This window comes from Alkalicoccobacillus gibsonii, from assembly GCF_016798245.1.
Taxonomy (GTDB): Bacteria; Bacillota; Bacilli; order Bacillales; family Bacillaceae_D; genus Alkalicoccobacillus; species Alkalicoccobacillus gibsonii.
Map to the genome: position 1 here is coordinate 541,500 of NZ_JAEUZA010000001.1, position 13,502 is coordinate 555,001.

The following is a 13,502-nucleotide window of genomic DNA, read 5'->3' on the forward strand; positions in this document are numbered from 1 at the left end:
ACGAGGCATTCATTTATATAGTAGATAGAAAAAGGGAGCTACTTGAATGAGTGTTCAACTTAATTTAAAGGACAACCCTGTAGCTAAACAAATCATTGATGAGCTTATCAAACGAAAAAAGAAACTTGATCAGTTTGAAAAGCAAAAAAATAGATCAAGTTTAATTGTTATGCTACTGAGTCTGTTATTTGCTGCGTTTGGTGTAAAGTGGGGCGGTCACGGGATACTGGGACTTCCAGTTTCTTTAAATGGAATCATTGGCATATTCCTAGTTATATTAATAGGTATTGGTTTTTTTCGGATGGTTCATTTTAATAAGAAAACAGAAAAAGCGGATAAAGAGTTTGAAGAATTACGCGAAGAATTTATGCAGCGTCAAGAAGAATTTTGGCAAGATGATCAGAATTGGAAGGAACGTCACAACGTTTTTAAACAGCTTAATCACTTGCATGATATTAATGTATTTTACAGGTAAATGGTTATTATGACGAATTGCTTTTGACAAAAACTTCATCTATCAGCTAAACTAGAAGTAGAAGAGGTTAGGGAGTGATCAATCATGTCAATGAGTCAATTTTTGGCAGTTCTCGGGTTTGGTGGACTAGCTGTTTTACTTGCACTATTTATGGCAATTGGTTTACTGAAACTATCACAGAAATCAGATTAACCAGGTTGATACTCTTAAGCAGGGTATCAGCTTTTTTTTAATCAGTCCTAAACTTTAGAGGAGGCACACATAGATGAGTACATTATTTGATCAATTAGAAACGTTATATCCTGAGATGGTTGATATTAGAAGAAAACTTCATGCAGAGCCGGAGCTATCCTTTCATGAGGTAAAAACGCCTGCGTTCATTGCAGATTATCTTGAAGATTTAGGCGTTGAAGTTAAGCGCAATGTTGGAGGACGCGGAGTCGTTGGCTACATTAAAGGTGCACTTCCGGGTAAAACAGTCGCTTTAAGAGCTGATTTTGATGCGCTTCCGATTCAAGAGGATACAGGGTTAGAATATTCTTCTAAAACACCTGGTGTTATGCATGCTTGTGGGCATGATGGACATACGGCTACCTTACTAGTCTGTGCTAAAGTGTTAATGGAAAACCGTGACCAACTAAAAGGAACCATCGTACTTATCCATCAATTCGCAGAAGAACTAGCTCCGGGCGGGGCTATAGCAATGATTAAAGATGGTTGCTTAGACGGTGTTGATGTGATTTATGGTACGCATTTATGGAATCCGATTCCAGTAGGTGAAGTAGGGTATCTAGGTGGCCCTATTATGGCTGCTGCAGATCGCTTTGAAGTAACGATTCAAGGGAAAGGCGGCCACGGAGCATCACCACATGAAACGGTTGACGCGGTAGCCGTTGGATCCTCAGTTGTTCAAAATCTACAACATGTTGTTAGCAGACAAGTGGACCCTTTAAAGTCTGCTGTTGTCACAACCGCTTCTTTTCAAGCTGGAGGGCCATTTAATGTAATTGCGGATACAGCCGAATTAATAGGAACAGTAAGAAGTTTTGATGAAGATGTGCAGGATTTAGTTATCGAGAAGATGGAACAAATGATTAAAGGTACGTGTGAAGCGATGGGTGCAACGTATTCCTTCAAGTATGTGAAGGGCTATCCAGCCGTTGTGAATGATGCAACTGAAACCGAACGATTTGCAGAAGTGGCCAAGGCTATTCATAATCCTGAAAAGGTTGTAGAGACTGCTCCAGTTATGGGCGGAGAAGACTTCGCTTATTATTTACGCGAAGTACCAGGTACGTTCTTCTTTACTGGTTCTGGTAATCCTAATGTCGGAGCGGATTATCCACATCACCATCCGAAATTTACTTTCGATGAGAAAGCCATGCTTACTGCTGGAAAGTTATTAATCCAAGCGGCGATCACATATCAAGAGTAGTCGTTCGTAAGCGGATGATTGGGCAAAAATACATCTGTAGTGTATATTGGTTATGAAAGAAATGAGGCGAGACTAGTGGGTTGGTTTCCTTTCATAAGCGCAGCCGGGTTACTTGCCATTCCAGTACTCAAGAAAATGTATGAAACTGCGCGTGAACACAGGTTGATTAAACAAACCATTTATATGGACTGCTTACCAGAAGCATTTAATCATAGTAAGCTGTTTTTTATATCAGATATTCATCGACGGGTTGTGTCTCCTGACCTGCTTCAAGAGGTTGGGAAATGTGATTTAGTTATTATAGGAGGAGACTTGCTTGAAAAGGGAGTCTCTTTAAGTCAAGTAAAATCAAATCTACAAGCGTTAACTGCTTGCGGCCCCACGTATTTTGTGTGGGGGAATAACGATGTTGAAGTAGATGAACAGGAGTTTCGATTGTTGCTCAAAGAAACTGGGGTAATTGAATTAATGAATGAAGGCGTTGTGCTTGAAAGAGAAAATCAACGCCTTTTTCTTGCAGGTGGAGTAGAACCTTTGCGTAAAGGCCAGCATGATGAGTTAATTGATCAGGCAGCAACGCACTCATGTTCTTTTTTTGTCTGTCATTTTCCCGAAGCCTTTAAGGAATTACGCTCAGATCATCCATTCTCTCTATTATTGAGTGGGCATACGCATGGTGGCCAAATTCGAATATGTGGATTAGGCCCTGCTCCAAAAGGATATATTAAAAAAGTGAATCGAACCATTCAATTGGTCAGTAACGGATATGGTACAAGTAAATTGCCATTGCGCTTAGGTGCGTTACCTGAATCGCATGTATTCACCTTGAGATCAGGCCAAACTTCAATTGAAGATCCGGTTATTTATGTTGTCTGAGTCTATCACACAAGACTAAGAGCTTGGAGGGGTGTGAATATGACATCACGAGATGGGAAATATAATATAAAGGCAATCTCCACAAAATTAGGCATCCAACCAGGAACTCTTCGGGCATGGGAACGTAGATATAAGGTGATTCAACCTACACGAAATACTGCTGGTCATAGACTTTATTCAGAGCAACAGCTACATGTATTACACTGGCTCATTGAAAAGGTAAATCAAGGGTTTACAATTGGACAAGCTGTTGAATTGTTTGAAAAGGATAAAAAACAATCAAATCAAACGGCCGTACAAATAAATGATGATTACACCTATCAATTAGCTTGTGAAATCAAACAAGCACTCTTACAATTTAACGAATACGAAGCGTCTCAATTGTTAAATAAAGCATTCAGTCTTTATAGCATTGAGAAAGTCGCACAAGATGTTTTAGGTGTCATTTACCAGGATGTAAAAGCCTTAAAAGAAGCAAACCAAATTACAGCAGCTCATGAATATGTAACGGCTTCATTCGTTGAGACTAAAATCAAACACCTTTTTCTTGCCTTTCCGATTGATGGTCGTTTTCCGAGGGTAGTAACCTGGTTATATGGAAAAGAAAAGCAGAACAGCTTACAATGGTTGCTCTTCGCATTATTTTTAAGACAAAAAGGACTGGAAGTAATCAACTTAGGAGAAGGAATCTCTTTAGATGACGTCGAAACAATGATACGTGAAGTGAATCCAGGAATGTTTGTGACTTTCTATCAAAGCATCGATCAGATCGAACCTGTATCTTCAATCCATTGTACATTAGATAAATTGTTTCCTCGTGTGGGACTTGCTATAGGTGGAGAAAAGAGCTTGCAACATGTTCGTGCCGATTTGGTCCCAATTGGGTCTGGGCAGATTGAATGGGATGAATGGCTCAATAATTGGTTAAGCTCTCCTTAATATGTGAAAGAAGGGCTTCTGTATAAGCACCATATGACGCTTTTTAACATACCGTATGTTAGAAGAAACGGTTTTTGCGGGTATGAGGAATGGTTTCGTGATAAGGGAGGGACCAAGATGCGTCTAGAGCGATTAGCTGTTGATAAATTTAAAGTGTTTTTAACTTTTGATGATATGCAAGATCGAGGAATAACAAAAGAAGATTTATGGCAGGATGTTCCAAAAGTACATGATCTTTTTCGTGACATGATGTTAGAAGCAGATGATGAGTTAGGATTTAAAGTGGATGGTCCGATCGCTGTTGAGGTATTTGCCATGCCAGCGCAAGGAATGGTCTTCATTGTAAGTAAAGGTCAAGCAGACGATGATTTTGATGATGAAGGATTTGAAGAAGGTTTTATAGAGATGCAAGTAACGCTTGATGAAACTGACGAAATTTTTTATGAGTTTGATCACTTTGAAGCAGCAATCGGTCTTGCTTCTAGATTATATTCATTCGGTGTGACTGGTGGGAGACTATATTCCTTCCAAAATCGATATTTCATGAAGTTTGATGAGTATGATATTGAAGATGTTAATGAGTCAGCTCTTATTGCGTTGCTTGCCGAATTCGGAAATCCTTCTACGATTTCCTCATTTAGAGTGAACGAGTATGGAAAGCAATTGATGGAAACCGATGCGGTTGAACAACTATATAATTACTTTATTAGGAAATAGTGAATGGCTCTATGTCATTTACTATTTCTTTATTTTGGCTTTTTAATCGATAATTTTCAAAAAAATCAAGTCTATCGATCTATAATTTGCTAAAATGGAAATGAGGTGAGCTTAAAATTGGAAAACTCGATTTTAATTATAGAAGATGATCAAGAAATTGCGAAAATCATACAAGATTATTTAGAAAGAGAAGGATATGCAACGGTATGGCAGGATGCAGGGGACAAAGGATTAATCTCATTTCACGAACAGACCTTTTCCTTAGTACTCGTTGACTTAATGCTACCTGGAAAAAATGGTTTTGAAGTATGCCAGGAAATTAGAGAAACGAGTGAAGTACCGATTATTGTAGTGAGTGCAAAGCAAAGTGATCTTGACAAAATACATAGCCTCGGTATTGGGGCAGACGATTATGTGACAAAACCTTTTAGTCCACTCGAGCTTGTGGCGAGAATTAGAGCGCAAATTCGCCGTCACCACAGCTACCAATCTAAACTTCTCCAGCAGACACAAAGAGAGTTAAGTTTTCAAGAAGTTAGTATTGATCAAAGCGGTAGAACCATTTCATTGAACGGCGAATATGTGCCGCTAACTGCAAAAGAATATGAGCTGTTTCTTTTTTTAGTGAAAAACCCTGGTCAAGTATTTACAAAAGAGCAGCTCTACAGGCAGATTTGGCATCAAGCTGATTATGAGGACATTCGAACCGTAACGGTCCATATAAAAAATATTCGTCATAAATTAAAGGATGGAAAAAAGTATCCTAAATATATTGAAACCGTATGGGGAGTTGGCTATAAATTTATAGGGCATCAGCATGAGTATTCGTCTTAATTTATACTTCATCTTAATTTTTACAGCAATTACCCCATTTATCGTTACCTTTTTATTTTATGTTCAGCTAACAGGGTGGTATGAGGTAGAAAAGTCTGATTCAGAGATGCGGGCACTGTTACGCGCATCGGAGATAAGTGTGCTGATGAAAAACAATAGTGATAAAGTCCACCAAGGTGGGGCGTTGAAAAAGGCCGTAGAGGATGAATTAGAATCGGATGAATCGATAACTGTGTACTCTTCAAATTTTAATCCATTATTTACGACGAAGGAACAGGGTGTCTCAAACCAAGGAAGAACCTCCAATCAAGTAATGAGAGGCTTATTTGAGCTAAAAACAACGATACGAGGTCATACATATAAAGAACCGATATTTGGTGGAAATAATGGCTCCATTGTTGGATATTTTGTGCTTGAAACGGAGCGAACTGCAGTTCAAGAAAAAACAATTGAAACGTACTGGATAGCCATTCTTGTGTTTTTATTGGCTGTGCTAGGCACGCTTACATTAGTCCATTATTGGTTAAAACGCCGCATGATTTCACCTATCAACTATTTGCTTGGCGAGATGCGAGGTATTGGCGAAGGTCACTTAAATGAAGATGTTCAGTTTGTAAAAAAACAAAAGGGTGAGATGGGTCAATTAATTTCGGGATTCGAAGATATGAACCATCGGTTGATAGAAGCGAAAAAAAATGAGGAAGAAGAAGTAGCTAATCAGCAACGTTTAATTGCTGCGATTTCTCATGATTTACGCACCCCACTTACCTCCATTAGAGCATATGCTGAGGGAATGAATGTTCACCGTGATAAACAAGAAGATTATGCAAAAGTCATCTTAACAAAAACAGCCTTTATGCAAAAGTTAATTGATGATTTACTTGCGTATTCTGCCATTCAAGCATCAAGTTTTACATTAGATTTAGCAGAGGTTGAAGCGGAAGAGTTAGCTGAACTAATGGTTGATGGGTATGAGGAACAAGACCGTTCTGTAACGTTCTCACTGACTACAGCGGTCGAACAAGCAACTGTGCGTTGTGATGTAAACCGACTGATTCAAGTGATGGATAATTTAGTGACAAATGCCATTCGTTACTCAGATACAGATGGAAAGGTTTCGATTTTAATTACAAATCAAAGCTCATACTTACCGACATTTGTTGCTTATCAACCAGACCGATTGTATTTCCTGGTGACAGATCGTGGTAGAGGAATACCAAAAGAAGAGCAGGAACGAATTTTCTCATCATTTTATCAAATTGAACATGCGAGAAAACAAAACCATTCTACAGGTGTAGGATTAGGCTTATCGATCTGTCAAGAGCTTGTTACAAAGCACGGTGGTTCCATGCATGTATATTCTAAAGGCACTGGAAGTACATTCTATTTCTCCATTCCATGCCTGTCAGACAGCCCCAAAAGAAAGGATGAAGAAGAATGATCAAACGTTTAGTTCCCATCATAGCAGGAAGTGCTTTATTATCAGGGTGCTTCCAACAAATGCAAGCAGAGGATATTATCTTTGAAACATTTGAAAATGATGAAAATCAACAAGCCTATCATCTGGAACTTGCTTCAACAACAAATGGAGAAGAAGGTGCCGAAACTCTTGTTGAGTGGCGAGATGAGAATGGAAATTATCGAACAGAGACTTATAATAATAATGCGTTATCATACGTTAGTGTACGTTATGACGAGCAAACGGCGCATAAAGATTATGAGGATGAAACCATTATATACACGGATTTTACAGAAACCAATGTGAATCCCTCTCCAACACCTAATGAATATGTTAAAGAAATGATTGCTTATTACAGTGGGGACTTTGATATAAAACTAGAAGGGACAGAAGACGTTCTTGATCGAAAAACGTATCATTTAAACTTTGAGGTTCAAGAAGAGCATGACATTGGCTTAATTGGTGAAATTGACTTATGGGTTGATTCACAATCGTGGGTGATCTTAAAAGAACGAATTAAAGATGGAGATGATGTGTTTGAACGGGAGGCAACTCTTTTTGAAACGGGTTTAACACTTTCGGAGGATACGTTTGTATTAGAAAATGAAGAAAATTTTCCAGAAGAAATATTTGAAGATCGTTTCAAACCAATGCACGTGACATTAAATGAAGCTGAAGAAGCGTTTCCTGTTCCCTTTTTAGTGTTAAATGATGAGTTGCAACTCGATTCAAGCTATATGGTGGAAGATTATATGTTTGAAGATTATTATACAATGACACTAAATTACGAGGATGAACGTGGAAGTGTGGAGCTATATATTGAGCATGAGTATGGACTAGAAATTGTCTCTGGCCTTGAAGAAGAAACAACAGTGCGTAACGAACACGCATTAATAGTTGATGAACCAAGTCTTTTAACCATTAACTGGATAGAAGACGGATTACAATATTTAGCGACTTTTGATGGAGATTTCACGGCTGAAGAAGCGACTGAAATCGTCGAAAAGATGGATTTTTATCAACCTTAAAAGATAATAGTTGATTTTTTGACTGACAAGTTTCACTATTAGGATTGGCGAATAGAGTAAAAAAGAACAGCTAGGCAGGAGAGTGGATGAAATGAAAGTTGCCGTTTTATATGGTGGAATATCAGCAGAGCGTGAGGTATCGCTATCTTCTGGAAAAGGAATAATGGAAGCTTTAAAGAACAAGGGTCATGAAGTAACAGGGATTGATTTTCATCCCGAACGTCTGCATGATGTTATTCAATTAGACGTAGATATCGTTTATATAGCTCTCCATGGTCGATTTGGTGAGGACGGGAAAGTTCAAGCGTTATTAGATCTGTTAGGGATTCCTTATGTAGGATCTGGAGTACAGGGATCAGCTCTTGCATTAGATAAAGCTAAATCAAAAATGTTCTTCGAAAAAGAAGGAACACGTGTCGCCAAAGAGCAAATATTAATGAAGCATTCGTTTGACGAAGCAGCATTTACTGCTGAGCTTGATTTTCCAATCGTTGTTAAACCTAACTTAGAAGGTTCAACCATTGGTTTAACCATCGCTGAAGATGAATCAACATTAATGGCCGGTATTAAACAGGCATTTGAATTTGATGAAACGATCATGTTAGAGGAATTTATCAGTGGAATCGAAGTAACAGTTGCTGTTCTTGGTGAAAAAGGGGAAGAGAAAGCTCTTCCTGTTATCGAGATTGTACCTAAAAACAAATATTATGACTATGAAGCGAAATATGCAGCTGGTGGGAGCGAACATATTATTCCTGCACGACTAAGTGCTGAGCAAACGTCTTATGTACAAAAGCATGCTGTGCGTGCTCATCAGACGCTTGGCTGTGAGGTTTACTCTCGAGTGGACTTTATCGTACCTAAAGATGAAACGCAGCTGCCAGTTATTCTTGAAGTGAATACATTACCAGGAATGACACCAACGAGCTTATTCCCAGATGCCTGCAAAGAAGTAGATTTACCTTATGAGGAAATGGTTGAAACCTTACTACAATTGTCTTTAAAGAAATAACTAGTAATCGTTTGAAGCCTGCAAGAATGTAAATCTTGCAGGCTTCTTTCTATTTGTTATGACTGTCGAACAATTTTTGATAGATTATCTAGAAAAAAACCTTAAAATGGTGGAAATCTAACACGTTGTTCATTATAGTTAAGGGGAGAGGCTTGCTTGGTAGAAAGATACGCAAGCGATACACAGCTCAGAGGTGAAAGAAATGGATGATTATGACAAACAGATTGATCAGCTTGATGTACTAGGATCGACTCAAACGGTAATTAAACAAGCACTTACGAAGCTAGGGTACCCTACTGAAATGTATGAATTATTAAGTGAACCTTTACGTATGCTTACGGTTCGTATTCCTATTCGTATGGATGATGGTTCTACCAAAATCTTTACTGGATATAGAGCTCAGCATAATGATTCAGTGGGTCCAACAAAAGGTGGCGTCCGGTTTCATCCTGACGTGACTGAGCGAGAAGTAAAAGCTCTTTCAATTTGGATGAGCTTGAAATCTGGGATTGTTGATCTTCCGTATGGTGGCGGAAAAGGCGGGATTGTATGTGATCCGCGTGAAATGTCTTTCCGTGAGCTTGAGCGGTTAAGTCGAGGGTATGTACGAGCAATTAGTCAAGTTGTAGGTCCAACAAAAGACATACCAGCTCCAGATGTATTTACGAATTCGCAAATTATGGCGTGGATGTTAGATGAGTACAGTAAAATTCGTGAATTCGATTCTCCGAATTTTATTACTGGTAAGCCACTTGTTCTTGGTGGTTCGCATGGTAGAGAATCAGCCACAGCAAGAGGGGTTACCATTTGTATTAATGAAGCCTGTAAGAAAGCAGGAATTGAGCTAACCGATGCTAGAGTCGTCATTCAAGGATTCGGCAATGCAGGTAGTTTCCTAGCTAAGTTTTTGCATGATGCGGGTGCGAAAATTGTTGGGATCGGTGATGCATACGGTGCACTATACGAACCTGATGGATTAGATGTTGACTATTTATTAGATCGTAGAGACAGCTTTGGTACAGTTACTAAGCTCTTTAAAAACACCATTACAAACGAAGAGCTACTTGAACTTGATTGTGATATTCTTGTTCCTGCAGCTATTGAAAATCAGATTACTAAAGAAAATGCAGATCAAATAAAAGCATCTATTATTGTTGAAGCAGCAAACGGACCAACAACGATGGAAGCAACAGATATATTGGCTGAACGTGGCGTTCTTCTAGTGCCGGATGTACTAGCTAGCTCTGGAGGCGTAACAGTTTCTTACTTTGAGTGGGTTCAAAATAATCAAGGATATTATTGGACCGATGATGAAGTGGAAAGAAAGCTTGAAGTCATGATTAAAGGCGCATTTAATAATATCTATCAGCTTTCAAAATCACGGAAAGTGAATATGAGACTGGCAGCTTACATGATTGGTGTTAGAAAAATGGCCGAAGCGTCTAGATTTAGAGGCTGGGTATAGGTTTATACAGGAAGCAGTGAAATCAATGATTTCACTGCTTTTTTTGATTCGTCAAACCTGCATGGGAGTGAGCGAATATGCTATACTTTTTCTGTCTAAAACGCGCATAATAAGGTAGTAAATGTAGGATTGGAGTGTGAACGGTTTGAGTACGAAGGAAGAAGTCATCATTATTGGTGGAGGTCCATGTGGGTTAGCGGCGGCTATTGCCTGTCAAAACAAAGGCATTGAACCACTTATTATTGAGAAGGATCATATTGTGAGTTCAATCTATAAGTATCCTACTCATCAAACATTTTTTAGCACAAGCGAGAAGCTTGAAATTGGTGACGTGGCATTTGTAACCGAAGAAAGGAAACCACACCGGAATCAGGCACTCGTTTATTATAGAAGTGTAGCAGAGCGTAAGAATTTGCGTATTCAATCACGTGAGGCTGTGCTAACTGTTGAAAAACAAAAGGATGGCACATTTGTGGTTGAAACGGAAAAGAAAACGTATGTGGCATCGTTTGTTGTTATTGCAACAGGGTATTACGACTCACCTAACTATATGAACATTGAAGGTGAGGATCTACCTCATGTGTTTCATTATTTTAAAGAAGCGCATCCTTATTACAAACAAAAGGTTGTTGTGATAGGTGGAAAGAACTCAGCCATCGATGCAGCACTTGAGTTAGAAAAAGCAGGGGCAGAAGTAACAGCTCTTTATCGAGGAGAGGATTATTCACCGAGTGTAAAGCCTTGGATTTTACCGGAATACGTTTCACTTGTTAAACACCGTAAGATCCATCTTGAATTTAACGCGGAAGTTCAGAAAATCACAAAAGACTCTGTACATTATTCTGTTTCTGGTGAGACTAAAACCATTAAGGCAGATTATGTTTTTGCCATGACTGGTTATCATCCGGATCATCAGTTCATTAAAAGTATGGGAGTCATGGTAGATGACGAAACAGGTAGACCAACATTTGATAAAGATACATATGAAACGAATGTAGAGGGTCTATTTATAGCTGGTGTGATTGCTGCGGGGAACAATGCAAATGAGATTTTTATTGAAAATGGTCGGTGGCATGGAAAGGGGATTGCATCAAGAATCGATGACATTCGTACCAATCAGAAGGAGATGACAGAATGAAAAAAGTTGTGTTATTAACAACAGGTGGCACGATTGCAAGTACTGAGAATGAATCAGGGAAGTTAGTAGCAGGTGAACTGACTGGTGAAGAGCTAGCTAATTTGTGCAATCTGCCAAACGATATCCATGTCACGGTTCGCTCTATGCTTCAAAAGCCAAGCGTTCATATTACATTAGATGACTGGCTTGAGCTAAAAAAAGAAATCGAAGTAGCATTACTAGATGAAGAGGTATCAGGCGTTGTGGTTACGCATGGAACGGATACATTAGAGGAAACAGCATATTTCCTTGATTTAGTAATAAGGGACGCGCGACCGGTGATCGTTACGGGTTCTCAACGTGGTCCGGAACAATTAGGAAGTGATGCTTTTATTAATTTACGCCACGCGATTTATGCTGCTTGTCATGAATCATTAAGAGATGTCGGTACGGTTGTTGTATTTAATGAACGTCTTTTTGCTGCGCGGTATGTGAAGAAAGAACATGCTTCTAATATTCAAGGGTTTAATGCGTTTGGATTCGGTTATTTAGGTATTATCGATAACGATACGATCTTTTTATATCAGAAGCCTTTAAACCGACGTACATATTCCATACAAGATGCACTACCAAAGGTTTCGATCCTGAAAATTTATCTAGGGATGGATGCAGCCATTTTAGAAAGTGTAATTGCTTGCTCTGATGCGATTGTACTCGAAGGTGTAGGTCGTGGACAGGTTCCACCTAACCTCGTTCATATGTTAGATAAGGCATTACAACAAGGGAAACACATAATCATGACAACGTCCTCTGAAGAAGGAAAGGTATATCCTACTTATGAATACGCAGGCAGCGCACATGATTTGGAGCAACGTGGCGTCATTCTGGGTTCTGATTATGACAGTAAAAAGGCACGAATTAAAACGATGGTGATGATGGCCTCCCGAGAGGCAGTAGCAGAAGGTTTCTTGAATTAGTGGCTTTTTCTTGTCAAGTTGGAGATAGAGGAATATAATGGATTCACTGAATGCGATGAACAGCATCTCCCTTGATACAGATTAGGCAAGTGGATAAACTGTACGTCGGAAAGGCAGGTCGTAGATGTTTTCGTTGCTAACGGCTGCAATAGCGCCTGCAATCGGACTGCTAACTTACTTTTATCTTAAGACCGATTATCGTCGAGCAATATATGGAACCATCATTCGAACCTTTTTAATGGGGTTCTTGTTAGTGTTTCCGGTTATGGTTTTACAGTTTGCATTTATTGAAGAGAGTGTGTTTCCGTACGAATGGCAACAGGCTTTAATTCTGTATGGTTTTACCGAGGAGTTTTTTAAGTGGTTTGTGCTCTATATTTTTGCCTACCAGTTAGGAACAATAAATAGGCGTAATGATGGCATTGTTTACGGCGTATCACTGTCGCTCGGCTTTGCAACCATGGAAAATATACTCTATCTAATTGCGCACGGTATTGAGACGGCGATTGGACGGGCGTTGTTACCAGTCTCAAGTCATGCTCTTTTTGGAATTATCATGGGGTATTACTTAAGTCATGCGAAGCTCTCGCCAGGCAATAAGAAAAAGTTTCTGATCTATTCTTTGTGGGTCCCAGTGTTATTACATAGTTTATATGACTACATTGTTTATTTGTTTAATCATTATGTGTTTTTTGGATTAATTCCTTTTATGCTGATGCTATGGGCTTTCGCCATCTACAAATTGAAACACGCTCGGAGGCTTGATCAACAATCACCACAGATAAGGAGGAATTAAATCATGCAAGGCGAACGCTATAGAGTTGTTATTAGGTGCCCCCTTTGCAGGGAGAAGTATATTCTTCGAGGACATAAAAATGAGTTTGGAGAATATGAAACAGGGTTTAAACGCTGTGTTTGTGGAAATGAAGATCAACTTCAGATTGAAGCTACACTTGAGTCCTAAAATTTAAGACTTGCGTTTTGAACATATATCATGTATGTTTAAGTGAATATTCATAATTTAACATGTATTCTTATCAAGAGAGATGGAGGGAAAGGCCCTGCGAAGTCTCAGCAACCAGCCTCAATAGGCAAGGTGCTAAATCCGGCAGTTTATTCTGCTAAGATAAGAGAAAGCTTATATGGAATCAATAAGCGCCTTTCTCTT

The 13,502-nt window shown here is 39.0% G+C and carries 14 protein-coding genes and 1 riboswitch; all 14 genes read left to right on the top strand.

Annotated features, from left to right (window positions below):
* Positions 1 to 46: 46 nt before the first annotated feature.
* The 14 genes from JNO66_RS02990 to JNO66_RS03055 all read left to right on the top strand — a co-directional run bounded on the left by JNO66_RS02990 (position 47) and on the right by JNO66_RS03055 (position 13,298).
* The gene (locus JNO66_RS02990) at positions 47 to 475 is read left to right on the top strand and encodes a DUF2663 family protein (protein WP_203086710.1); all 429 of its coding nucleotides are present in this window, start codon (positions 47 to 49) and stop codon (positions 473 to 475) included.
* 265 nt (positions 476 to 740) lie between these two features.
* Positions 741 to 1,910 carry a M20 family metallopeptidase gene (locus tag JNO66_RS02995; RefSeq protein WP_203086711.1) on the top strand — a complete coding sequence of 390 codons (1,170 nt, stop codon included), beginning with the start codon at positions 741 to 743 and terminating at the stop codon, positions 1,908 to 1,910.
* A gap of 39 nt (positions 1,911 to 1,949) precedes the next feature.
* On the top strand, positions 1,950 to 2,786 hold the full coding sequence (locus JNO66_RS03000) for a metallophosphoesterase (protein WP_210340750.1): 837 nt from the start codon (positions 1,950 to 1,952) through the stop codon (positions 2,784 to 2,786).
* A gap of 39 nt (positions 2,787 to 2,825) precedes the next feature.
* Positions 2,826 to 3,725: a MerR family transcriptional regulator gene (locus JNO66_RS03005; RefSeq protein ID WP_203086713.1), complete on the top strand. Its 900-nt coding sequence runs from the start codon at positions 2,826 to 2,828 to the stop codon at positions 3,723 to 3,725.
* Positions 3,726 to 3,842: 117 nt separating this feature from the next.
* Positions 3,843 to 4,442, top strand: a complete 600-nt coding sequence (locus JNO66_RS03010; protein WP_203086714.1) for a genetic competence negative regulator — start codon at positions 3,843 to 3,845, stop codon at positions 4,440 to 4,442.
* A gap of 117 nt (positions 4,443 to 4,559) precedes the next feature.
* The gene (locus JNO66_RS03015) at positions 4,560 to 5,276 is read left to right on the top strand and encodes a response regulator transcription factor (RefSeq protein ID WP_210340751.1); all 717 of its coding nucleotides are present in this window, start codon (positions 4,560 to 4,562) and stop codon (positions 5,274 to 5,276) included.
* Complete coding sequence (locus JNO66_RS03020; RefSeq protein WP_203086716.1) at positions 5,260 to 6,717, top strand: sensor histidine kinase; 1,458 nt, start codon at positions 5,260 to 5,262, stop codon at positions 6,715 to 6,717. Before JNO66_RS03015 ends, JNO66_RS03020 begins: the two co-directional genes overlap by 17 nt.
* Positions 6,714 to 7,763, top strand: coding sequence for a hypothetical protein (locus tag JNO66_RS03025; protein ID WP_203086717.1), 1,050 nt, complete (start codon positions 6,714 to 6,716; stop codon positions 7,761 to 7,763). The genes JNO66_RS03020 and JNO66_RS03025 overlap by 4 nt, the downstream gene beginning before the upstream one ends.
* A 91-nt stretch (positions 7,764 to 7,854) precedes the next feature.
* A complete protein-coding gene (locus JNO66_RS03030; protein WP_203086718.1) occupies positions 7,855 to 8,775 on the top strand; it encodes a D-alanine--D-alanine ligase in 921 nt (306 codons plus the stop codon).
* A gap of 202 nt (positions 8,776 to 8,977) precedes the next feature.
* Positions 8,978 to 10,240 (top strand): Glu/Leu/Phe/Val family dehydrogenase, encoded by a 1,263-nt coding sequence (locus JNO66_RS03035; RefSeq protein WP_203086719.1) that lies wholly within the window; start codon positions 8,978 to 8,980, stop codon positions 10,238 to 10,240.
* 145 nt (positions 10,241 to 10,385) lie between these two features.
* On the top strand, positions 10,386 to 11,378 hold the full coding sequence (locus JNO66_RS03040) for a YpdA family putative bacillithiol disulfide reductase (protein WP_203086720.1): 993 nt from the start codon (positions 10,386 to 10,388) through the stop codon (positions 11,376 to 11,378).
* Positions 11,375 to 12,334 carry an asparaginase gene (locus JNO66_RS03045; protein ID WP_203086721.1) on the top strand — a complete coding sequence of 320 codons (960 nt, stop codon included), beginning with the start codon at positions 11,375 to 11,377 and terminating at the stop codon, positions 12,332 to 12,334. The genes JNO66_RS03040 and JNO66_RS03045 overlap by 4 nt, the downstream gene beginning before the upstream one ends.
* Positions 12,335 to 12,458: 124 nt before the next feature.
* A complete protein-coding gene (prsW, locus tag JNO66_RS03050) occupies positions 12,459 to 13,130 on the top strand; it encodes a glutamic-type intramembrane protease PrsW (protein ID WP_203086722.1) in 672 nt (223 codons plus the stop codon).
* A 3-nt stretch (positions 13,131 to 13,133) separates the two neighbouring features.
* Positions 13,134 to 13,298, top strand: a complete 165-nt coding sequence (locus JNO66_RS03055; RefSeq protein ID WP_203086723.1) for a hypothetical protein — start codon at positions 13,134 to 13,136, stop codon at positions 13,296 to 13,298.
* 67 nt (positions 13,299 to 13,365) lie between these two features.
* Positions 13,366 to 13,467, top strand: a riboswitch (SAM riboswitch).
* Positions 13,468 to 13,502: the final 35 nt, after the last annotated feature.

What these genes read in the sequence shown, in the direction of transcription:
- JNO66_RS02990 (WP_203086710.1), top strand. Translation starts at nt 47, where the DNA reads ATGAGTGTTCAACTTAATTTAAAGGACAACCCTGTAGCTAAACAAATC.
- JNO66_RS02995 (WP_203086711.1), top strand. Translation starts at nt 741, where the DNA reads ATGAGTACATTATTTGATCAATTAGAAACGTTATATCCTGAGATGGTT.
- JNO66_RS03005 (WP_203086713.1), top strand. Translation starts at nt 2,826, where the DNA reads ATGACATCACGAGATGGGAAATATAATATAAAGGCAATCTCCACAAAA.
- JNO66_RS03010 (WP_203086714.1), top strand. Translation starts at nt 3,843, where the DNA reads ATGCGTCTAGAGCGATTAGCTGTTGATAAATTTAAAGTGTTTTTAACT.
- JNO66_RS03020 (WP_203086716.1), top strand. Translation starts at nt 5,260, where the DNA reads ATGAGTATTCGTCTTAATTTATACTTCATCTTAATTTTTACAGCAATT.
- JNO66_RS03025 (WP_203086717.1), top strand. Translation starts at nt 6,714, where the DNA reads ATGATCAAACGTTTAGTTCCCATCATAGCAGGAAGTGCTTTATTATCA.
- JNO66_RS03030 (WP_203086718.1), top strand. Translation starts at nt 7,855, where the DNA reads ATGAAAGTTGCCGTTTTATATGGTGGAATATCAGCAGAGCGTGAGGTA.
- JNO66_RS03035 (WP_203086719.1), top strand. Translation starts at nt 8,978, where the DNA reads ATGGATGATTATGACAAACAGATTGATCAGCTTGATGTACTAGGATCG.
- JNO66_RS03045 (WP_203086721.1), top strand. Translation starts at nt 11,375, where the DNA reads ATGAAAAAAGTTGTGTTATTAACAACAGGTGGCACGATTGCAAGTACT.
- prsW (WP_203086722.1), top strand. Translation starts at nt 12,459, where the DNA reads ATGTTTTCGTTGCTAACGGCTGCAATAGCGCCTGCAATCGGACTGCTA.
- JNO66_RS03055 (WP_203086723.1), top strand. Translation starts at nt 13,134, where the DNA reads ATGCAAGGCGAACGCTATAGAGTTGTTATTAGGTGCCCCCTTTGCAGG.